Origin of the sequence: Paracoccus sediminilitoris, from assembly GCF_003259195.1 — a bacterium.
Taxonomy (GTDB): Bacteria; Pseudomonadota; Alphaproteobacteria; order Rhodobacterales; family Rhodobacteraceae; genus Paracoccus; species Paracoccus sediminilitoris.
Map to the genome: position 1 here is coordinate 268,214 of NZ_QJPK01000002.1, position 21,200 is coordinate 289,413.

Annotated in this window: 17 protein-coding genes and 1 tRNA gene; 7 read left to right on the forward strand and 11 right to left on the reverse strand. The window is 64.7% G+C overall.

From position 1 onward, the window contains the following. Nucleotides 1-723, forward strand: a complete 723-nt coding sequence (locus tag DKT70_RS05215; protein ID WP_111558139.1) for a TspO/MBR family protein — start codon at nucleotides 1-3, stop codon at nucleotides 721-723. Next, on the forward strand, nucleotides 720-1,265 hold the full coding sequence (locus tag DKT70_RS05220) for a glutathione peroxidase (RefSeq protein ID WP_111558140.1): 546 nt from the start codon (nucleotides 720-722) through the stop codon (nucleotides 1,263-1,265). The genes DKT70_RS05215 and DKT70_RS05220 overlap by 4 nt, the downstream gene beginning before the upstream one ends. Before the next feature lies 1 nt (nucleotide 1,266). On the opposite strand, the gene DKT70_RS05225 is transcribed toward DKT70_RS05220, so the two are convergent. From DKT70_RS05225 to DKT70_RS05235, 3 genes are read right to left on the reverse strand one after another with little or no spacing between them, the layout of a single operon-like run. Next, the gene (locus DKT70_RS05225; protein WP_325048029.1) at nucleotides 1,267-1,968 is read right to left on the reverse strand and encodes an SDR family NAD(P)-dependent oxidoreductase; all 702 of its coding nucleotides are present in this window, start codon (nucleotides 1,966-1,968) and stop codon (nucleotides 1,267-1,269) included. Next, entirely contained in the window at nucleotides 1,932-2,330 is a 399-nt protein-coding gene (locus DKT70_RS05230; protein WP_111558142.1) for a DUF2177 family protein, read from the reverse strand. The genes DKT70_RS05225 and DKT70_RS05230 overlap by 37 nt, the downstream gene beginning before the upstream one ends. 11 nt (nucleotides 2,331-2,341) lie before the next feature. Beyond that, nucleotides 2,342-3,718 (reverse strand): cryptochrome/photolyase family protein, encoded by a 1,377-nt coding sequence (locus tag DKT70_RS05235; protein ID WP_111558143.1) that lies wholly within the window; start codon nucleotides 3,716-3,718, stop codon nucleotides 2,342-2,344. Nucleotides 3,719-3,868: 150 nt separating this feature from the next. Here DKT70_RS05235 and cobA point away from each other — a divergent pair, with 150 nt between their 5' ends. Both cobA and DKT70_RS05245 read left to right on the forward strand, forming a co-directional pair. Beyond that, complete coding sequence (cobA, locus tag DKT70_RS05240) at nucleotides 3,869-4,624, forward strand: uroporphyrinogen-III C-methyltransferase (RefSeq protein WP_111558144.1); 756 nt, start codon at nucleotides 3,869-3,871, stop codon at nucleotides 4,622-4,624. Nucleotides 4,625-4,753: 129 nt separating this feature from the next. Further along, a complete protein-coding gene (locus DKT70_RS05245) occupies nucleotides 4,754-8,239 on the forward strand; it encodes a calcium-binding protein (RefSeq protein WP_233490428.1) in 3,486 nt (1,161 codons plus the stop codon). Here DKT70_RS05245 and queG read toward each other — a convergent pair. The 3 genes from queG to mtgA all read right to left on the reverse strand — a co-directional run bounded on the left by queG (nucleotide 8,236) and on the right by mtgA (nucleotide 10,849). Next, nucleotides 8,236-9,318 (reverse strand): tRNA epoxyqueuosine(34) reductase QueG, encoded by a 1,083-nt coding sequence (gene queG, locus DKT70_RS05250; protein ID WP_111558145.1) that lies wholly within the window; start codon nucleotides 9,316-9,318, stop codon nucleotides 8,236-8,238. The two genes, DKT70_RS05245 and queG, sit on opposite strands and share 4 nt — an antisense overlap. 16 nt (nucleotides 9,319-9,334) lie before the next feature. Next, complete coding sequence (fzlA, locus tag DKT70_RS05255) at nucleotides 9,335-10,021, reverse strand: FtsZ-binding protein FzlA (RefSeq protein WP_111558146.1); 687 nt, start codon at nucleotides 10,019-10,021, stop codon at nucleotides 9,335-9,337. Between the two features lie 75 nt (nucleotides 10,022-10,096). Next, nucleotides 10,097-10,849 (reverse strand): monofunctional biosynthetic peptidoglycan transglycosylase, encoded by a 753-nt coding sequence (gene mtgA, locus DKT70_RS05260; RefSeq protein ID WP_407672191.1) that lies wholly within the window; start codon nucleotides 10,847-10,849, stop codon nucleotides 10,097-10,099. 118 nt (nucleotides 10,850-10,967) lie between these two features. Between mtgA and DKT70_RS05265 the strand changes: the two genes are divergently transcribed. Next, entirely contained in the window at nucleotides 10,968-11,315 is a 348-nt protein-coding gene (locus DKT70_RS05265) for an MliC family protein (RefSeq protein ID WP_158529950.1), read from the forward strand. A gap of 47 nt (nucleotides 11,316-11,362) precedes the next feature. Here DKT70_RS05265 and gltB read toward each other — a convergent pair whose 3' ends face one another. The 5 genes from gltB to DKT70_RS05290 all read right to left on the reverse strand — a co-directional run bounded on the left by gltB (nucleotide 11,363) and on the right by DKT70_RS05290 (nucleotide 20,034). Beyond that, complete coding sequence (gene gltB / locus DKT70_RS05270; RefSeq protein WP_111558149.1) at nucleotides 11,363-15,901, reverse strand: glutamate synthase large subunit; 4,539 nt, start codon at nucleotides 15,899-15,901, stop codon at nucleotides 11,363-11,365. Beyond that, entirely contained in the window at nucleotides 15,898-16,605 is a 708-nt protein-coding gene (locus tag DKT70_RS05275) for a hypothetical protein (protein ID WP_111558150.1), read from the reverse strand. Before DKT70_RS05275 ends, gltB begins: the two co-directional genes overlap by 4 nt. Nucleotides 16,606-16,613: 8 nt before the next feature. After that, a complete protein-coding gene (locus DKT70_RS05280) occupies nucleotides 16,614-18,098 on the reverse strand; it encodes an NAD(P)-dependent oxidoreductase (protein ID WP_111558151.1) in 1,485 nt (494 codons plus the stop codon). A gap of 149 nt (nucleotides 18,099-18,247) precedes the next feature. Beyond that, the gene (locus DKT70_RS05285) at nucleotides 18,248-19,051 is read right to left on the reverse strand and encodes an undecaprenyl-diphosphate phosphatase (protein ID WP_111558152.1); all 804 of its coding nucleotides are present in this window, start codon (nucleotides 19,049-19,051) and stop codon (nucleotides 18,248-18,250) included. After that, nucleotides 19,051-20,034 (reverse strand): complex I NDUFA9 subunit family protein, encoded by a 984-nt coding sequence (locus DKT70_RS05290; RefSeq protein ID WP_111558153.1) that lies wholly within the window; start codon nucleotides 20,032-20,034, stop codon nucleotides 19,051-19,053. Before DKT70_RS05290 ends, DKT70_RS05285 begins: the two co-directional genes overlap by 1 nt. Nucleotides 20,035-20,238: 204 nt before the next feature. Here DKT70_RS05290 and DKT70_RS05295 point away from each other — a divergent pair. Together DKT70_RS05295 and DKT70_RS05300 are read left to right on the forward strand one after the other, a co-directional pair. Then, nucleotides 20,239-20,323, forward strand: a tRNA-Leu gene (locus DKT70_RS05295). 255 nt (nucleotides 20,324-20,578) lie between these two features. Beyond that, nucleotides 20,579-21,193, forward strand: a complete 615-nt coding sequence (locus tag DKT70_RS05300) for a ribonuclease D (RefSeq protein WP_072296558.1) — start codon at nucleotides 20,579-20,581, stop codon at nucleotides 21,191-21,193. Nucleotides 21,194-21,200 lie beyond the last annotated feature (7 nt).

Sequence of the window (21,200 nt, forward strand, 5' to 3'; positions counted from 1 at the left end):
ATGACCAACCGCAGCTGGGCCATCCTTGTGCTGATCGCGGCAATCGCCTTCGCGCTGTCGCCTGTGATCTTTCCGGGCTTTGCGGGCTATGATGCCGACCTGTTCCCGATCCCGCAGGAAAACCCGCCCGTGCAGCCTGCAGGCTGGGCCTTTTCCATCTGGGGCGTGATCTATCTGTGGCTGATCCTAGGCGCGGCATACGGGCTGTGGCGGCGGGCCGATGACGAGGACTGGGCCACCATGCGCCCCGCCCTGCTGATCAGCCTTGCGGTGGGTTTCCTGTGGATCCCCGTCGCGCAGGTGCTGCCCGGTCTGGCAACGCTGATGATCCTGGTGATGATGGTGTCGGCCATCGTGGCCATGCTGTGGGCGGGCCGACGCGATCTCTGGCTGGAAGGGCGGCCCGTCGCCCTCTACGCGGGTTGGCTGACGGCAGCGTCGGGGGTATCCATCGGCATCTGGTTGGCGGGGCATGGCATCCTGTCCCAGCAGATGGCCGCCATCCTGTGCCTGATCGGCATCTGTGCCGTCGCCCTGACCGTTATGACGATGCGGCCCGAAGAATGGGCCTATCCCGCCGCGGTGATCTGGGCTTTGATCGGAATCATTGTCGCCAACCTTGCCAGCGGCAATACGGTGATCGTCATTCTTGCCCTGATCGGTGCGATCGCACTGGCCGCCCGCGCGGCGATGGGGCTGAAACGCAAAGGACAAGCAAGATGAAACGCCGCCTGTTCCTGTCGCTGGCCACGGTCATCTCGGCCATGGGGCTGACCAGCGTCGCATCCCGCGCGGCCGATGCGCCGGCCTTTCGCTTTCCCTCGATCGACGGAGGCGAATACGACACGGCCGATTGGCGGGGCAAGCCGGTCCTGGTGGTGAACACGGCCTCGCTTTGCGGTTTTGCGGGGCAGCTGACCGACATGCAGGCGCTGCATGACGCCTATGGCGATCGCGGGCTGGTGGTGCTGGCCGTCCCTTCGGATGATTTCAATCAGGAACTGGCCAGCGGCAAGGAGGTCAGCGAATATTGCCAGATGGAATATGGCATCACCCTGCCGATGACCGACATCCTGCCGGTGGCCAAGGGCGAGGTTCACCCCTTTTACGCCTGGGTTCGGCAGCAGACGGGTTTCGTGCCCAAGTGGAATTTCAACAAGGTCCTGATCGGCCCGGATGGCGCGATCCTTGGCAGCTGGGGGTCCTTCACCAAGCCCGGTGGTCCGCAGATCAGCGCGTTGTTTGAACCCTATCTGCAGGGTTAGATCACCACGGGACCACTTGGCCCTTCCAGTCGCGGAAACTGCCCGTGTCATCGGGGCTCAGCCTGTCGATGACCGCCAGCAGCGCCTCGGCACTGTCATCGGGCGTGATGGTCGGATAACGGGCGGCATATCTGGCCGTCAGCGGCGTTTCCACGGTGCCCGGATGCAGCGCTACCAGAATGGCGTTGCGGTTGCGGCGGCGATATTCGATGGCGGCGGTGCGGATGATCTGGTTCTGGGCGGCCTTGGCGGCGCGATAGGACACCCATCCCCCCAAGCCATTATCCCCGATCGATCCGACCCGCGCCGACAGCGAAGCCAGAACCGATCGCCGGTCGCTGGCCAACAAGGGCGCGAAATGCGCGATGACCAGCGCCACCCCCGTCGCATTCAGCGCGAATTGCGCCGCCATCGCCTGTGCATCCACCGCGTCCATGGTCTTTTCGGGCTGATGCCCGCCGACGACCAGCGCGCCCGTAGCATTGAAGATCAGGTCGAACCGCCTGTCGGACAGCCGCGCGGCGTGATCGCGCAGCGTATCCGGACGCGTCACGTCCAGCCCGTCCGCGCTGCGCGACAAGCCCGTGACATCGGCCCCTGCATCGCGAAGCCGGTCGCACAGGGCGGCGCCGATGCCGCCCGATGCCCCGATGACCAGCGCCTGCATCAGACGAACCAGCGCGTAATCATCACCCCGGCCCAAGCCGACGCACCCGTCAGCGCACCACCCCACAGCGTGTCGGTGATGACCTGCTCCCACGACCACGGGCGCAGCGTGGCAAGATTGGTGAATTCATATGTGCCATAGCACATCAACCCGATCAGCGCCCCGCCGATCAACGCCTGCACGGGCTGGTTCGCCTTCAATGCCGGAACCGACACGAAATAGAGCATACCCACGATATAGAGCGAATAGAAGAACGCCGCCGGACCGATCCGGAAGGGATCGGCCAGCAGGTCGCCCACATGGCGTTCAAAGACCGGGCGGATCAGCTTGCTGATGCCCACCGCATCCACCGCCAGAAAGATGACCAGTGTCGAGACATAGAGGATGACCATTTGCATCGGATGTTCCTTCAGGATTTCACGGTTTCATAGGCGTCAAGCGCGCGTTGCCGACCCTCGGCCAGGGAAATGGCGGGGGTGGGCTTATGCGTCAGGTCGATCTTCCACGACCGGGGGGTGGCGGCGGCGAACTCTTTGGCGCCCTCGGCGTCGGGCTGCAGCCAATGGTCGCGATATCGGCTTTTCTCGTCGAATTTCTCGGCCTGGGTTTCGGGGTTGAAGACCCGGAAGAAGGGTGAGGCATCTGGCCCGCAACCCGCCACCCATTGCCAGTTCATCGCATTCGAGGCCGCATCCCAATCGATCAGGCAGTGCGCGAACCAGTCCAGCCCCACGCGCCAGTCGGTCAGCAGATGCTTGGTCAGATAGCTGCCGGTGATCATGCGGACGCGGTTGTGCATCTGGCCGGTGACATAAAGCTCGCGCATGCCGGCATCGACCATCGGCACGCCTGTCATCCCGCGCCGCCAGTCCCGCGCGTCATTGTTGTCGCGTTTCCATGGGAAATCGGTCCATTCCTCGCGCCAAGGGGTGCTGGCCATGTCGGGGGCTTCGTGGAACAATTCACGGGCGAATTCGCGCCAGCACAGTTCGGACAGGAAATGATCGATCCCCCGCTGGCCGTCCTGAAGGGCAGGCTGGCAGTGGTGCCAGATGCGGCGGGCGCTGATCTCGCCTACGGCCAGCGCATCCGACAAGTTCGAGGTCGCGCGTGGCCGCCAGGGATGGTCGCGGTGTTCCTTGTAGTCGGGCAGGGTGCCGTCCAGGAATTCGTCCAGACGGGTCATGGCCTCATCCTCGCCGGGGCGGATGTGGTCGGCGACGATGTCCCAGCCACGGTCCATGGCGGCGCGGGCCTCGGGCCAGTCGGTGCCGTCGCTCTCGGGCCAGCGGTCGGGGGACGACAGGCTGGGCGCGGGCAGGGGCGGGGCGATGTCGGTCTGGCGCACGGCCTTCCAGAAGGGGGTAAAGACCTTGTAGACGCCGCCGGTCTTGGTCAGCACCGATGCCCGCGGCACAAGATCGGCAAGTTCATGCAGGTGCAGCGTCGCGCCGCCCCGTTCGACCGCAGCCTGCAATCCGTAATCGCTGGCAAAGGGGAAGCCGACGGTGGTGTGAACCGCGCTGGCACCGGTTTCACGGGCGATCTGTTCCAGAACCTCGGCCGGATCGCCGCGTCGCACGATCAGCTTGCTGTGGCGCTGATGCAGCGAGGCTTCCAGGCGGGGCAGGGACATTGCCTGCCGTTGGGCGCTGGCGGGGTGGTCGCGGGCTTCGGCAGGGTCCAGGATGACCAGCGGGATCACGGCACCATCCTTGGCGGCGGCGACAAGGGCGGGGTGGTCGTCCAGCCGCAGCACCCGTCTGAACCAGCAGATCACCGTCATCGCATTCTCCTTGTTGCCTGTCCTGACATCACGCATCACCGCGTGGAAAGTTTCATCGCATCCGCAACTTGCATTCCCGATGCGCGGCATTGTCACACCCGCGCGGGGTGGTATAGCTGTCCCCACACCCGATGCAGAGGCCCCCAGACATTGCCCGATCATGCCCCCAGCCCCGGTTTCGTCTCGCTCGTCTCGGCGGGGCCGGGTGATCCCGAACTGCTGACGCTGAAGGCCGCGCGACTCTTGGCGCAGGCGGATGTGGTGCTGTTCGACGACCTGGCATCCGGTCCGGTGCTGGATCATGCGGGGCCCGATGCGGAACTGATCGCGGTGGGCAAGCGCGCGGGGCGTCCCTCGGCCAAGCAGGAGGCGGTGAACGAGCTGATCATCCAGCACGCCCGCGCCGGCAAGCGGGTCGTGCGGCTGAAATCGGGCGATGCGGGCATCTTCGGGCGCCTGGAGGAAGAGCTGATTGCCCTGACGCAGGCAAATATCCCCTTCGAGATCGTGCCTGGCGTAACGTCAGCCAGCGCGGCGGCGGCGGCCATCGGCATGCCCCTGACGCGCCGCCTGACCGCGCGCCGGGTGCAGTTCGTGACGGGCGCCGACGTGACGGGGCAGCTGCCCGGCGACATCAACTGGGCGGCGCTTGCCGATCCGGCGGTGACGACGGTGGTCTTCATGGGCCAGCGCAGTTTTCCCAAGATGGCGCAAGGACTTGTCGAACACGGGCTGCCCGGCACCACGCCCGCGGTCTTTGCCGAAGCGGTGGGCCACCCCACGCAGCGCCTTGTGCGCACGACCGTCGACGGGCTTGCGCAGATGCTGCGCCAAGGTCCTGTCAGCCAGCCCGGGCTAATCATCTATGGCCCCCTGGCCCTGCCGGTCAGCAAGGAAACGACGTGATTTTCAAGGGGTGACCGGGCGCCGATTGCATAAAATGCAGAAGAACGCGGACTAGCCAAAGGGATAGGTTAAGCCCATCTTTAGGGTAATCCCGAGTCACCCGCCCCCGCGGCGCACATCCGAAATATCATGATCGAGTATCGCCACGTGACCACCTTCGGTGTCACGCAACAGCGCTGGCTTGCCAAGATCACCGATCTCGCCTTGGTCGAGATCGATGGGCAGGCGATGCTGGTGGTGGCGACGCAGCTGGGCGGCGGGATCAGCAGCTATGCCTTGGGGCGGCCCGGCACGCAGATCACCGCCTTGCGCAACCGCGCCTATCTGAGCGATGCGACCTATCAGGGCCCGCCGCAGCTGTCGGTCATCGACATGGGCGACCGCAGCATGATCCATGTGGCGCAGATGGGCGGCATCGCGGATCAGGCGACCGAATTGCGGTCGGGCAACGGGGCATTGGGACAGTTCCAAACCCTGTTCCAGAACGGGTTGGGGCGGTCGCTGACGGCCTTGGGGCAGGTCCAGACGGCCCAGGGCAATATCGTCTATTCCGCGCAGGATGGCGGGCTGCGCCTGCAGACACATGTGGTCACGGATGACGGCAGGCTGACGGCGCGGGGGCAGGTCGTTCTGACCGCGCCCGCGGGCAGCGTCGATGCCACGCTGGACCGCATCGTGGATACGTCGGTCAATGGCCAGAAGATCCTAGTGGCGGTGTCGGCGGGGGGGAACTTCATCTCGACCCACCTGATGTCGGCGACCGGCGCGCTCAGCGCGGGCGTGGTCCATGTCGCGGCCCAGGGGGTGGGCTATGACGCGCCATCCGACCTGCGGGTGGTCGGTTCCGGCGGGCGGACCTTTGTCGTCGTGGCGGGGTCGGGGTCCGGGTCGCTGACGGTGTTTCGGCTGGACGGAAAAGGCCAGCTGACCCCCGTCGATCACGTGCTGGACGAGGCCACGACCCGGTTCCAGTCGGTCACGGCGCTGGAAACCGTCCAGATGGGAGGCCGTGGCTTCATCTTCGTCGGCGGGGCCGATGACGGGATCACCGTCTTCACCGTGCTGCCCGACGGCCACCTGCTGCATCTGGGCACCATCGCCGATACGGACGACATGACCTTGGCCGATGTCAGCGACATCCAGGCGCTGGTGCGCGACGGACAGATCATGCTGTTCGTGGCCTCGGCGACCGAAACGGGCATCACCCAGCTCAGCTTTCAGCCCGGCCCGATCGGTAAGACGGGCTTTGCGGGCGCGGGCATCGCGAAGGGCGGGAATGGCGGTGACCTGCTGGTCGCGGGTGCCGACACCACCCGGATCGAGGGCGGCGCCGGCGGCGATATCCTGGTGGCGGGCAACCGGCCGATCACGCTGGTGGGCGGTGCGGGGGCCGACATCTTCGTGCCGTCGCGCGTCAAGGGGCGCATCTCGATTCTGGACTACGAACACGGAGTAGACCGCCTGGACCTGTCCATGCTAGGCAGCATCCGCAGCATCTGGCAGCTGCGCTTCATTCCCACCGCCAGCGGCGTCATGATCATCTATGGCGAGACGATCCTGGACATCCAGACCCGCGACGGCCGCTCGCTCAGCATCGCCGATTTCTCGAACGCGCTGTTTCCCGTCGCCCATTACGACCTGCCCGAGATCGACCCCGAGGATAACGCCCCCGGCGGAACGCCCTCGGACAAGCCCGAATGGCTGATCGGGACGGCCGGCAACGACCGTCTTCTGGGCACTGCAGCGCCGCAGACGGTCATGGCAGGGGCGGGCAACGACACCGTGTCGGGCGGGGCGGGCAATGACACGATCAAGGGCGAAACCGGCAATGACGTCCTGCGCGGTGGCAACGGGGCCGACCAGATCCGGGGCGGGACGGGCCGCGACACGCTGTTCGGCGATGCCGGTGACGACCTGCTGAACGGCGATGATGACGATGATCTTATCTACGGGGGCGCCGGCAATGACACCCTGTACGGGGGGGTGGGCAACGACCTGATCTATGGAGATGACGGCGATGATGCGCTCTACGGGGATGCGGGCAACGACACGCTGGTCGGCGGGGCGGGCGATGACTGGCTGCAGGTCTTTCTGGGCAACAACCGCCTTCTGGGAGAGGATGGCGATGACACGCTGATGGGCGGGGCCGGGGCCGATTTCCTGTCGGGCGGTCTGGGCAATGACAGTTTGTCGGGCGGTGACGGCAATGACCGGTTGCAGGGCGAGGACGGTGACGACTCGCTGGACGGCGGCGTGGGCGGCGATACGCTGCTGGGGGGGCGCGGTCACGACCTGATCCGTGGCGGCGCCGGCTATGACCTGGTTCTGGGGGGCGAGGGCAACGATCTGCTGTATGGCGGGCCGGGGAATGACCGCCTTCTGGGTGGGGCAGGCAATGACACGATCCACGGCGATGACGGCAATGACCGCCTGCTGGGCCAATTTGGGGCGGATCTGATCTATGGCGGTGCGGGGCGTGACTCGATCTTCGGGCATGCCGGAAATGACACTTTGTTCGGAGGCGACGATTTCGATTTCTTTGACGGGGGTGCCGACAATGACAGGCTGTACGGAGAGATGGGCGACGACACCCTGAAGGGAGGACCGGGCCATGACCTTCTTTACGGGGGCGATGGCAATGACCGCTTGTTGGGCGGCAACGGCAACGATTCGCTCTATGGGGGGGCGGGCCAGGACTTTCTGCAGGGCGGTGGCGGCCGGAACTGGCTTTACGGCGAAGACGGCAACGATACGCTGATCGGCGTCAAGCATGACGACCACCTGTTCGGCGGGGCGGGCCGCGATGTTCTGAAGGGTGGGTCGGGCAATGACCGCCTGTTCGGAGGATCGGGCAATGACACCCTGTTCGGTCAGGGCGGCGACGACATATTGACCGGCGGAAGCGGCGATGACCGCCTGTTCGGGAATGCCGGCAATGACAGGCTGTCAAGCACGGCCGGTCTGAACCTGCTGTCGGGCGGCTCTGGAAACGATCTCCTCAACGGTGGCAGGGGTAGCGACACGCTGTTGGGCGGGGCGGGCAACGACACACTGTTCGGGGGTGACGGTAAAGACCTGCTGCGCGGCGCCGGGGGGCGGGATCACCTGTCGGGGGGGCAGGGCAATGATACCCTAGATGGTGGCGCCGGCGATGACCGGCTGTTCGGGCAAGGCGGCAATGACCTGCTGAGGGGCGGACAGGGCAATGACCGCCTTTTCGGCCAGGCTGGCGCCGATCGCCTGATCGGTGGCGGGGGTAAGGATACCCTGACAGGGGGGGCGGGCCGGGACGTTCTGATCGGCGGAGCGGGGGCGGACCGGCTTGTCGGTGGCCCCGGTGGCGACATCTTCTGCTATGGCCACGCCAATGACAGCCGCGTCAACACGCCGGATCTGATCGTGGGCTTTCAGCCCGGCTTGGATCGTCTTGATTTAAGGCCCCTGAACCTGGGCCATGCCGGACCAGAGGATTTCAGGGGCGGCAGATCGCTGTCCTGGGACCATGTCGGGTCGCAGACGCATGTCATGATCGACCTGAACGGCGATCACCATGCCGACATGCTGATCTGGCTGAATGGCACGCTGACGCTGACGGGCGACGACTTCCTGATCTAATTCGCCAAACGCGACACGGCCCAGGCCGCCGCATCCGCCACCGTCGGATCCGGATCGCCGCACAACCCCTGTGCCACCGGCATCAGCGTCGCATCCCCCGAATTGCCGATCGCGTAAAGCACGTTGCGGACAAAGCGATCGCGCCCGATCCGCTTGATCGGACTGCCCGAAAACCGCGCCCGAAACCCCGCATCGTCCAGCAGGGCCAGTTCAGCCAGGGGCGGGGCGTCGATGATCCCGCGATAGCGCATTTCGGACCCCGATTGGGCGAATTTGTTCCATGGGCAGGCAGCAAGGCAGTCGTCGCAGCCATAGATCCGGTTGCCCATCAGGGGCCGCAATTCGGGATCGACCGGGCCTTTGTGTTCGATCGTCAGATAGGAAATGCAGCGCCGTGCATCCAGCTGGAACGGCGCCGGAAAGGCCCCCGTCGGGCAGATATCCAGACAGGCGCGGCAGGAACCGCAATGCTCCTCCTGCGGGGCATCGGGCGGCAGGGGCAGGGTGGAAAAGATTGCCCCCAGAAAGAACCAGCTGCCCAGGTCGCGCGACAGAAGATTGGTATGCTTGCCCTGCCATCCCAGTCCCGCTGCCTGCGCCAGCGGCTTTTCCATCACCGGGGCGGTGTCGACAAAGACTTTGATCTGATGCCCCGGCGTCTGTTCCAACATCCAGCGGCCAAGACGCTTCAGGCGCTTCTTGACCAGGTCGTGGTAATCCTTGCCCTGCGCATAGACGCTGACCGCCGCGCGGTCGCGCTGATTCAGTACGGCCAGCGGATCGTGGTCGGGTGTATACAGCTCGGCCAGCATGATCACCGATCGCGCCTCGGGCCAAAGGGCCTGTGGGTCGCCCCGCCAATGCGTCCGCTCGGCCATCCAATCCATGTGCCCGTGCCGCCCGGCCTCCAGAAATGCCGCCAGTCGCCCGGCCAGTTCGGGAACGGCATGGGTGGTGGTGACCCCCATGCGCGAAAAACCGATGGCCTTCGCCTCGGTCTCGATTTCCGCCTTCTTCTTTGCCCAAATACCCTCGGGGGGTTCGGGGGGCGACGCGCCCCCGGCCGTCGCGGGACGCATCCCGCCCCCTGCGGGCCTATCCGAAGTCCAGCTCGGCATAATGCGCGGCCGGATGGATGCCCGGAACCTGATCGGCCAGAACCGAGCGGAAGGCCGGGCGCGACTTGATCGTCGCATACCAGTCACGCAGCATCTCGGACCGGTCCCAATCGACATCCGAGATGTAGTCCAGACAGGAAAAATGCGCCGCGGCCGTGAAATCGGCCAGGCTGATCGCATTTCCGGCCAGCCAGCGCCGCATTTCCAGCAGGCTGGACAGATAGTCGATATGCTCCTTGATCGCCCTCAGCCCGTCCTTGACGACACGGCTGTCGGGATATCCGGACCGCGTGACCTTTTTCCAGACGCGCTCGTTCAGGATGGGTTGGGTCACCTCGGTATGGAACTTGTCATCGAACCACGTGCAAAGCCTGCGCACCTCGTGGCGTTCCAGGGGCGTGCTGGGCATCAGCGCGGGGGATGGTATGGCCTCGTCCAGATATTCGACGATCGCCTGGCTTTCCGACAGCAGGTTCCCGCGATAGCGCAGTACCGGCAGCTTGCCGGCAGGGTTCCTGCGCTTCAGGTCGGGGGGGCTTTCCCAATAGCGTTCCTCGACCAGTTCGACTTCGATCTTCTTTTCTGCCAGCACAAGGCGAACCTTGCGGCAATAGGGGGACAGCGCCGTGTGATACAGTCGCGTGGTCTGCGTATTGTTGTTCATGGACTGCTCGAGACCTTCTTCTTATCGCAACGCCATCTTGATACGCGCCAGCATGGCCGCTTTCAACCAAGCGCGCTAAGGGACCATGTCGCGCTGAAAGCAATCCGCCCGTCCATCGCGGCCAATGGTGGCCGCCCCGTCGGCGATGGCGCGCGACCGTGCCGAGGCGGCGTGGGGGCTGCGCTTGCGCGGGGCGGGCAGGACGGCGGCCAGCCGGGCGGCCTGCACCCGGGTCAGGCTGTCGGGCGTGGTGCCGAAATATTCCCGCGACGCGGCGCCGATGCCGAAGATGCCGGGGCCGAATTCGGCGATGTTCAGATAGACCTCCAGGATGCGCGGCTTGGACCACAGCCCTTCCATCATCGGCGTCAGGGCGGTTTCGGCCGCCTTGCGGGCCCAGCTGCGGGTCTGCCACAGATAGGCGTTCTTGGCGGTCTGCTGCGTCAGCGTCGACGCGCCGCGGCTGGAGCCCGAGGCCACGACCTTGCGGATCTCGGACATGTCGAAACCCCAGTGCCGGCAGAAATTCGCGTCCTCGGCCGCCACGACCGACCGGCGCATCACCGGCGCGATCCGCTCCAGCGGCACCCAGTTCCGTTCGACCAACGGGTCCTGCCGCGCGGCGCCCAGCATCGTCCACGTCAGGGGCGGGTTCACAAAGGCATAGATCGTGACTGATCCCGCCATCACCAGCATCGCCCGCAACAGAATGAAACGCAGCCAGAAGACCAGATAACCGCGCAGCGACTTCCTGCGACGGCGGATCGGCGCGGCCTCGGGGGGCGGGGCGTCGAAGAAAGGGGTTTCTGGCGTGCGGCGGGACATCATGCCAGCATGTCCCATGCGGCAGGCCCAAGCGTCAAGTTCCCCGACCCTGCCTTCCCCATCTTGCCTTGCTGCGCGGCCGGGGCAATGCTGCGACCCTGTTCATCTGAAAGGAAACCACATGACCAGGATCGTCATGCTGGCCCTGATGGCGGGATGGGCCGGTCAGGCATCCGCCGATCTGGGGCTGACGCTGCCCCTGTCGTCCGACGCCACCATCACTGCGGCGCGATACCAATGCAATGACGGCCGTGACTTGCCGCTGCGCTATGTCACAGCGGGGGGAAATTCCCTGGCGATCATTCCGCTGGAGGGCGAGGATCTGATCTTCGTGAACGTCGTGGCGGCTTCGGGGGCGCGATACGTGGCGGGCATGTGGGAATGGTGGTCGAAGGGCGACGAAGCGACCCTGACACGCGCCGGAGAGCCGGGCATCACCTGCCAGACCACCGCCGACCCGGTAAATTGAGAAAGCGGCCCCGGGGGCCGCTTTCAGGTCTTTTCTTCAGGGTCGGGTCACTCCGCCGGGACGGCGTCCGGTTCCTGCACCGCCTGGATCGGATGGGGCAGGGCCGACAGCATCTCGCGCGGGCAGACCTGCAGGAAGTTGCGCTTTTCGCGATCCCAGTTCGACAGGATGTCGTCAGCGCGGCGCGATCCGGTTTCCTTCAGGTGACGCTCGATCAGGCCCTTCAGCTGATCCTCCCAATGCTCTTGGGTGACCGGGCACATGACCAGCGTCTCGGGGTTGATGTAGTCGCGCGCCAGGCCTTCGGGATCATAGAGATAGGCCATGCCCCCCGTCATGCCGGCGCCGAAATTCGCCCCGATGCGACCCAGGATCACGGCGACACCGCCGGTCATGTACTCGCAACCGTTGCTGCCGCAGCCCTCGATCACCACGGATGCGCCGCTGTTCCTGACCGCAAAGCGTTCGCCCGCACGGCCCGCCGCGAACAGATAGCCGTTCGTCGCGCCGTAAAGCACCGTATTGCCGATGATGGTGTTGTCGGCGGCGACCAGCGGGCTGGCCATCGGCGGACGCACCACGATGGTGCCACCCGACAGGCCCTTGCCGACATAGTCGTTGGCGTCGCCCGACACCTCGATTTTCAGCCCCGGAGCGGCAAAGGCCCCTAGGGACTGACCGGCACTGCCCGTCAGGCGGATCGTCAGGTGATCGGGCTGCAGGTTGTTCCGCATGCCGAATTTCTGGACGATCATGCTGGACGTGCGCGTGCCGACCGTGCGCTGCGTATTGCGCACCGCATAGGACAGCTGCATCTTCTCGCCATCCTCGAAGAAGCGGGCGGCGTCCTTGACGATTTCGCTGTCCAGCGTTTCCAGCACCGCATTGCGCGGCTTGGTGCGGTCATAGACGATCTTTTCCGCGCCATCGACCGTGATCAACAGCGGGTTCAGGTCCAGATCATCCAGGTTCGCGGCACCACGGCTGACCTGGGTTAGCAGGTCGGCGCGGCCGATCACCTCGTCCAGGGACCGTGCGCCGATCTCGGCCAGGATCTCGCGGACTTCCTGGGCATAGAAGGTGATCAGGTTCACCACCTTGTCCGCCGATCCGGTGAACATGGCGCGCAGCTTTTCGTCCTGGGTGCAGACGCCCACCGGGCAGGTGTTCGACTGGCACTGACGGACCATGATGCAGCCCATGGCGATCAGGGCGGCGGTGCCGATGCCGTATTCCTCGGCGCCCATCATCGCCGCCATGACGATGTCGCGACCCGTGCGCAGACCGCCATCGGTGCGCAGCGTCACGCGTTCGCGCAGGCGGTTCATGGCCAGAACCTGATGCGCCTCGGTCAGGCCCATTTCCCACGGCAGACCGGCAAATTTCACCGATGTCGCGGGGCTGGCACCGGTGCCGCCGTTATGGCCCGAAATCAGGATCACGTCGGCCTTGGCCTTGGCCACGCCTGCCGCAATCGTGCCGACGCCCGAGGATGCCACCAGCTTGACGGTGATCTTGGCGCGCGGGTTGATCTGCTTGAGGTCATAGATCAGCTGCGCCAGATCCTCGATGGAATAGATATCATGGTGCGGCGGCGGCGAAATCAGCGTCACGCCCGGCGTCGAGTGACGCAGCCGCGCGATCAGCTTGGTGACCTTCATGCCGGGCAGCTGGCCGCCCTCGCCGGGCTTGGCGCCTTGGGCGACCTTGATCTCAAGCTCCTCGCAGGCGTTCAGGTATTCGGCGGTGACGCCGAAACGACCCGAGGCGACCTGCTTGATCTTGGCGCAAGGGTTGTCGCCATTAGGCAGCGGGTGGCTGTGCGCCGGATCTTCGCCACCCTCACCGCTGTCGGATTTCGCGCCGATGCGGTTCATCGCGATGTTCAGCGTCATATGCGCCTCGGGCGACAGGGCGCCAAGCGACATGCCGGGCGTCACGAAACGCTTGCGGATGCTGGTGATGCTTTCCACTTCCTCGATGGGCACCGGTTTGCCAAGCGGCTTGATGTCCAGCAGGTCGCGGATGTGGATCGGCGGGTTGGCGCGCATCGTTGCGCTGAACTGCTTCCAGATGTCATAGCTGGCCTTTTCACAAGCCACCTGCAGCATCTTCATGGTGTTGGCTTCCCAGGCATGCTTTTCGCCCGCGCGGCGCAGCTTGTAGAAGCCGCCGACCGGCAGCATCTCGGTGTCTTTGGTGTGATAGGCCTTCTGGTGCAGCGCCTCCAGCTTGGCCTGCAGCCCGTGCAGGCCGATGCCGGAAATGCGCGACTGCATGCCGGGGAAATATTCCGCGACCATGGCGCGGGACAGGCCCACCGCCTCGAAGTTCAGGCCGCCGCGATAGGAGGACAGGACCGAGATCCCCATCTTGGCCATGATCTTCAGCAGCCCCGCATCGATCGAGGCGCGATAGCGGCGCATGTTCTCGATCAGGCTGCCGGTCAGCAGGCCCCGGTCGATCCGGTCATTGATCGAATCCTGCGCCAGATAGGGGTTCACGGTCGTCGCGCCGCTGCCGATCAGCACGGCAAAGTAATGCGGGTCGATGCATTCGGCCGATTGCACGTTGACCGAGCAGAAGGTCCGCAGCCCCTTGCGCGTCAGCCAGCTGTGGACCGAGCTGGTCGCAAGGATCATCGGCATCGGCACGCGGGCGGGACCTTGGGCCTTGTCGGTCAGGACCAGGTGGCCTGCGCCCGAACGCACGGCATCCTCGGCCTCGGCGCGGATGCGGGCCAGGCCTTCGCCCAGGGCGTCGGGGCCTGCGTCATCGGGGAAGGTGCAGTCGATATAGGTGACGGTTTCCCCGAACATCTTCACCATCTCGGCGAATTCGCCATTGGCGATGAAGGGGCTTTCCAGCACCACGATCTCGGTCTGGCTGCTGCTTTCGTCCAGGACGTTCTTGAGGTTGCCGAACCGCGTCTTCAGCGACATCACGCGCGTTTCGCGCAAGCTGTCGATGGGCGGGTTCGTCACCTGGCTGAAGTTCTGGCGGAAGAAATGGCTCATGGGGCGGTACTGGTTGGACAGGACCGCGGGCGGCGTGTCGTCGCCCATCGAGGCGATGGCTTCCTTGCCGTCCTCGGCCATGGGGGCCAGGACGTGTTCCAGTTCCTCCATGGTGAAGCCGGCGGCCGCCTGGCGGCGGCGCAGGTCGTCACCCGTGTGCAGCGCCGTTTCCGGCAGGTCGCGCATGATGTCGTTCAGCTGGACGACCTTCTCGATCCATTCGCCGAAGGGCTGGCTGGCGGCCAGACGGTCCTTGATCTCGGTATCGTGGTACAGCTTGCCGTCCCACATATCGACGGCGATCATCTGTCCGGGCCCAAGCGCGCCCTTTTCGACGACATTGCTTTCGTTGACCGGCACCATGCCCATTTCCGAACCCGCGATCAGCAGGTTGTCGCCAGTCACGACATAGCGCATCGGGCGCAGACCGTTGCGGTCCAGACCGCCGCAGACCCAACGCCCGTCGGTCATGGCAAGGGCGGCGGGGCCGTCCCACGGCTCCATCACGGCGTTGCAATAGGCGTACATGTCGGCCCAGGCCTGGGGCATGTCGGTCGTGGCCTTGGACCAGCTTTCCGGCACCAGCATCGTCTTGGTCATCGGCGCGCTGCGTCCCGAACGGACCAGCACCTCGAAGACCGAATCCAGCGCGGCGCTGTCGGACGACCCGGCGGGCACGATCGGCTTGATGTCTTCGGCCGCCTCGCCGAAGGCGCTGGAGGCCATGCGGATCTCGTGGCTGCGCAGCCAGTTCAGGTTGCCCTTCAAAGTGTTGATCTCGCCGTTATGGGCCAGCATGCGGAAGGGCTGGGCCAGCCACCATTGCGGGAAGGTGTTGGTCGAATAGCGCTGGTGATAGATCGCGAAGGACGATTCAAAGCGTTCATCCTTGAGGTCGGGATAGAATTCCGCGACCTGTTCGGCCAGCATCATGCCCTTGTAGATGATCGACCGGCAGGACAGCGAACAGAAATACAGCTGCGGCACCTGCGCCGCGATGGCGGCCTTTTCGATGCGGCGGCGGATGACATAAAGCTCGCGCTCGAACTGGACATGGTCGATGTCCTTTTCGCAGCGGATCAGGATCTGCTCGATTTCCGGGCGGGTCGCATTGGCCTTTTCACCCAGCACGCTGGTATCGACCGGAACGTGGCGCCAGCCATAGATATAGTGGCCCATGCGCAGGACTTCGGATTCCACGATGGTCCGGCAGGCTTCCTGCGCGGCGAAATTCGTGCGCGGCAGGAAAACCTGGCCGACCGCGATCAGCTTCGACTGGTCTGGTTCGTGGCCGGTGCGGCGCACCTGGTCGTAAAAGAAAGGGACCGGGATCTGGACGTGGATGCCCGCGCCATCGCCGGTCTTGCCGTCGGCATCGACCGCGCCGCGGTGCCAGATGGCCTTCAGCGCATCGATTCCCGATTGCACGACCTTGCGGCTGGCCTTGCCGTCGATGTTCACCACCAGGCCAACGCCGCAGGATGAATGCTCGTCCTCTTCGCGGTAAAGGCTGTTCTTGGCCATCCAGTCGCGGCGGGCCTGCTCTTGTTCTTGCCAATCGTTGTTCATGATGCGGCCCTTTCCTGCTGGATCTGCGTCAGCAATTGATCGCAGTCGAATTGTGGGGTGGTCTCGGCAAAGCCCTTGTCGCCGGGGAAGGCGAAAAGAACGGGGCTGTCATTCGTCTTGGTCTGTTCGCCGGTCGCATCGATGCGCGATTCAATGCCCCCGAAGAAGCGACCGAATTCGCGGCTGATGAACTGGGTGCCGCGGCGTTCGCTGATCATCTGGCCGTCGGGTCCGGTGGTGGTCAGCTGAAACTCGGTCCGCTCCAGCTGTTGCCCGTCGATCTGGACGGTTTCGCCGGTCAGCACGTCGAAGCCCTTCTGGTTCAGCACCACGCCGTCGCTGGCGCGGGTGTCAAAATCGAAATCGTCGCGGCCCGTCTGCAGCAGGGTGGAAAAGCTGGCCTCGTCGTCGGCGCCATCCACCAGCGTGTCGGTGATGCCCGACAGGGGCGACGTGCTCTCGATCCAGCGGGTTTCGGCATCGATCACCGACATATGGAACATGCCGTCCTTGCCGAAGATCGCGCTGCGCTGATAACCCTCGGGGTCGGATTGGCAGATGTAATACTGGCTGACCGAACAGCCGCGGTTCTGCACCGTCATCTGCAGGTTGCAGCCCGCGGGCGGCGTGAAGGTCGCCGCCTGCAGGGGCAGGCTGGTCAGGGCCAGCGCGGCGATGAATGATGTCGCAAGATGCTGCTTCATGGCGATCCTTACTGCGCGGCCACGCGGGCATCGCCCGCCAGGAATTGCGCGATGGAATCGGCAGCCTCGCGGCCGTCGCGGATCGCCCAGACCACCAGGCTTGCGCCGCGCACGATGTCGCCCACCGCGAAGACGCCCGGAATCGAGGTGTGATGCGTCTGGAAATTGGCCTTGATGGTGCCCCAACGGGTCACTTCCAACCCGTCCACGCCCCACAGCTTGGGCAGGTCTTCGGGTTCGAAGCCCAAGGCCTTGATGACCAGTTCGGCGGGCTCGTCGTAATCGGCGCCCTCGATCAGTTCGGGGGATTGGCGACCGCTGACGTCGGGCTGGCCCAGACGCATCTTCTGGATGCGCACGGATGCGATCTGCGGGTTGCCCGCGACATCGCCTTCCTGCGCGGTGGCCATGTCGCCGGTCACATGGCCGGTGAACTGGCCCGGTGCCGACAGCCAGACGAATTCGACGCCCTCTTCCTCGGCATTCTGCACTTCGCGCTGCGATCCCGGCATGTTGGCGCGGTCACGACGATAGAGGCATTTGACCGATTGCGCGCCTTGGCGGATGGCCGTGCGTACGCAGTCCATGGCCGTGTCGCCGCCGCCGATGACGACGACGCGCTTGCCGTTGGCGTTCAGCTCGCCATCCTCGAAATCCGGCACGTCGTCGCCGAAATCGATCTTGTTGCTGGCGGTCAGGTAATCGATGGCGCGCACGACGCCGCCGGCATCGGTATTGTCGATGTCCAGGTCGCGGGTCTTGTAGACGCCCGTGGCGATCAGCACCGCATCATGCTTGCCGCGGATGGCGTCGAAGCTGATGTCTTCGCCCACGTTGCAGTTCAGCACGAATTCCACGCCGCTGTCGGCCAGCAGCTGGTTGCGGCGCATGACGACGTCCTTCTCCAGCTTGAAGCCGGGGATGCCATAGGTCATCAGCCCGCCCGCGCGGTCATAGCGGTCATAGATGGTGACCTGAAACCCCTGCCGGCGCAGCATGTCGGCGGCGGCAAGGCCACCCGGTCCGGCACCGATGATGCCCACCGATTCGGCGCGTTCCTGATCGGGGGTGAAGGGCTGGACCCAGCCGTTTTCCCAGGCGGTGTCGGTGATGTATTTTTCCACCGCACCGATGGTGACCGTGCCGTGGCCCGATTGTTCGATGACGCAATTGCCCTCGCACAGGCGGTCCTGGGGGCAGATGCGTCCGCAGATCTCGGGGAAGGTGTTGGTGGCTTGGCTGACCTGGTAGGCTTCCAGCAGGCGGCCTTCGGCGGTCAGGCGCAGCCAGTCGGGGATGTTGTTGTGCAACGGGCAATGCGACTGGCAATAGGGCACGCCGCACTGGCTGCAACGGCTGGATTGTTCCGTGGCCTTGGCATCGGCAAATTCGCGATAGATTTCGTGGAAATCCTCACTGCGTTCGCTGGCCGAGCGTTTTTCGGGCATTTCGCGCGGTGTCGTGGTGAACGTGAGCATCTTTTGCGTGGCCATGGCTGCGCTGTCTCCCTACAGGACCTTCCGCAGCTGGCTTAAACCAAGGCATTTACAATGAAAAGTCAGCAGTGCTGACATAAATGCCAGTTTTTCGCGATGGCGGCGCGATTTTTGCCACCGCCATCGAGATATTTAGTCAGCTTTGCTTACCTACCTGCGGCCAAGGCCAGCAAAACCACGGTTCCCGCAATAATCCGCCACCACGCGAACAGCGAATATCCGTGTTTCGACACGTAACCCAGCAACCAGCGCACCACGAAGACGGCGCTGATGAAGGCTGTGACAAAGCCGATGGCGATGTTGCCCAAGGCTGCCGCATCAAGGATATCGCGATTCTTGATCAGGTCCAAAGTGAATGCGCCCAGCATGGTCGGGATCGCCAGGAAGAAGCTGAACTCGGCCGCCGAACGCTTGTCCGCACCCATCAGCAGCGCCCCGACGATGGTCGCCCCCGAGCGCGAGACGCCGGGAATCATCGCGATACACTGGAAGAAGCCGATCTTAAGCGCCATGCCCAAGGGAAAATCCTCGGCCCGGTGATAGAGGGGGGCGGTGACGCGGCGGTCGACCCACAGCATGATGAAGCCGCCGATGATCAGCATGACGGCGATCAGCATCGGTGTTTCGAACAGCACCGTCTTGATGAAGTCATGCGCAGCAAGGCCGATGACCACGGCGGGCAGGAAGGCCAGCAGCACCGCCGCCACGAAGCGGCGCGCCCCGGGATCATGGGGTGCATCGGTCAGAATCTGCCAGATGCGGCCCGCGTAGACGCCCAGAATGGCGGCGATGGCGCCCAGCTGGATCACCACCTCGAAGGCGCGGCCGGGCGAATCGAAGCCCAGGAAATGCCCTGCCAGAAGAACATGTCCGGTGGATGACACCGGGATGAATTCGGTCAGGCCCTCGAGAATCCCAAGGACCGCCGCGACGATTGTATTGTGTTCCATCAGTTGTCGCGCAGGTTCTTTGCCGAGGCCTTGATGGCGTCATATTGTCCCGAAGGCCGGAACCGCCACAGATAGTCGTCGACCACAGCCTCGGCCGCGACGGGCTGGATGCCCAGTTCCGCAAACCCCTTGGCGCCGTCGCTGACCACATTGTCCTGGCGCAGCAGAGCCAACTGGTCGCGGCTTAGCGGGTTGGTGAACAGCCCGCCCGTCAGGGTCTGCGCGACCCCCAGGCCCGCCGATCCGATCCGCGCCAGGGCGAAGGGCATGTTCGCCACCAGCTTGCGGCGATGGGTGGCCTTCAGCACCTGGTCGACGATCTGGCGCAGGGTCAGGACATCGGGCCCGCCCAGTTCATAGATGCCGGGGGCGGCCTTGCCGGTGGCGCCAAGGACGGCCGCGCGGGCGACGTCCTCGACATAGACCGGTTGCATCCGGGTGTTGCCGCCGACGATGGGCATCACCGGACCCATGCGGGTCATGCCGGCGAAGCGGTTGTAGAAATTGTCGTCGGCCCCGAAGATCACCGAAGGCCGCAGCACGACGGCATCGGGGAACTGTGCCAGCACGGCCTCTTCGCCGCGCGACTTGGCGGCAATGTACTTGCTGTCGGATTCCGTGTCGATACCCAGCCCAGAGATATGGACCAGATGCGACAGGCCCAGTTCCATGGCGATGCGGGCGATATGTTCGGCACCCTCGTGGAACACGTTGGAAAAGGTGCTCTTGCCTTCGGGCGACAGGATGTTGACGCAATTGACGGCGGCATCGGCCCCGGTCAGGGCGGCGCGGACGGATGCCTCGCTGCGGATGTTGCACAGGACAGGGGTGACCTGCCCGACTGCGCCATAGGTGCGGGTGAACAGCGCCTCGTCGGGGCGGCGGACCGCAACCCGGACGCGCCAGCCCTCCTTTGCCATCAGTCGGGCAACCTGCCGACCGACAAAGCCAGACCCGCCAAAGATCGTGACCAGTTTCGCCATGGGCGTCTCGCCTCCTTCGTGCCGATTGTTGGCGTGATCCTTACCCATAGGCGGGGACTGCGGCAAGGCGGCACGGGGGCGCAGCCATTGCCCTGCACGGGGTTTCGCAGGGTCGATGACGATTTCCCCAAAAACTTTCGAAAAGATGTCAGAATCGCATTGACGCCCCCCGTAACTGTCTTTAATCAGCCGCTTACACCACCTGCCCAGGTGGCGGAATTGGTAGACGCGCACGGTTCAGGTCCGTGTGCCGCAAGGCGTGGAGGTTCGAGTCCTCTCCTGGGCACCATTAAAAAGCCCCCGCAAGCTCCGTGCTTGCGGGGGCTTTTCCTTATCCGCCGCACGGATGACACGGGGCCATGCTTTGCGGGTCGAATCATGGGCGATCTGCCCGCCCGGCGACCGTTCCGTTCGCAGGATCGTGCGGCCGCCAAGGGGCCTGGTTTGTCATTTCCGCTGGATCGGAACGCCCGTTTCTGGTCAGAGAGGAGCAAGACAGGCTGACCCTGCATCCGAGGATCGGCGTTCAAAAGCAGGACCGGCAATGAGCATCCATCTGTATCCCAACGACCTTCCCGACGATCTGGTGCTTGGCCCCGTCGTCGCCATCGACACCGAGACCATGGGCCTGGACCCGCGGCGCGACCGGCTGTGCCTGGTGCAGCTGTCATCGGGCGACGGCGAGGCGCATCTGGTCCAGATCGACCGCGGCCAGACCGAGGCGCCGAACCTGACCAAGGTATTGACCGATCCCAAGATCCTGAAGCTGTTCCACTATGGCCGCTTCGACATCGCAGCGCTGGAAAACGCCTTCGGCGTCGTGACCTCGCCCGTGTGGTGCACCAAGATTGCATCCCGGCTGGTGCGCACCTTCACCGACCGGCACGGTTTGAAGATGATCCTGTCCGAGTTGATCAATGTCGATGTCAGCAAGCAGCAGCAGACCAGCGACTGGGGCGCCGAGGATCTGAGCGACGCGCAGCTGGAATACGCGGCATCGGATGTCCTGCACCTGCACAAGCTGAAAGAGGCGCTGGAACAGCGCCTGCGCCGGGAAAACCGTCTGGGGCTGGCGCAGGCCTGCTTTGACTTTCTGCCGGCGCGGGCCCATCTGGACCTGCTGGGATGGTCCGACGACAAGGACATCTTCAACCACTGACATCGGC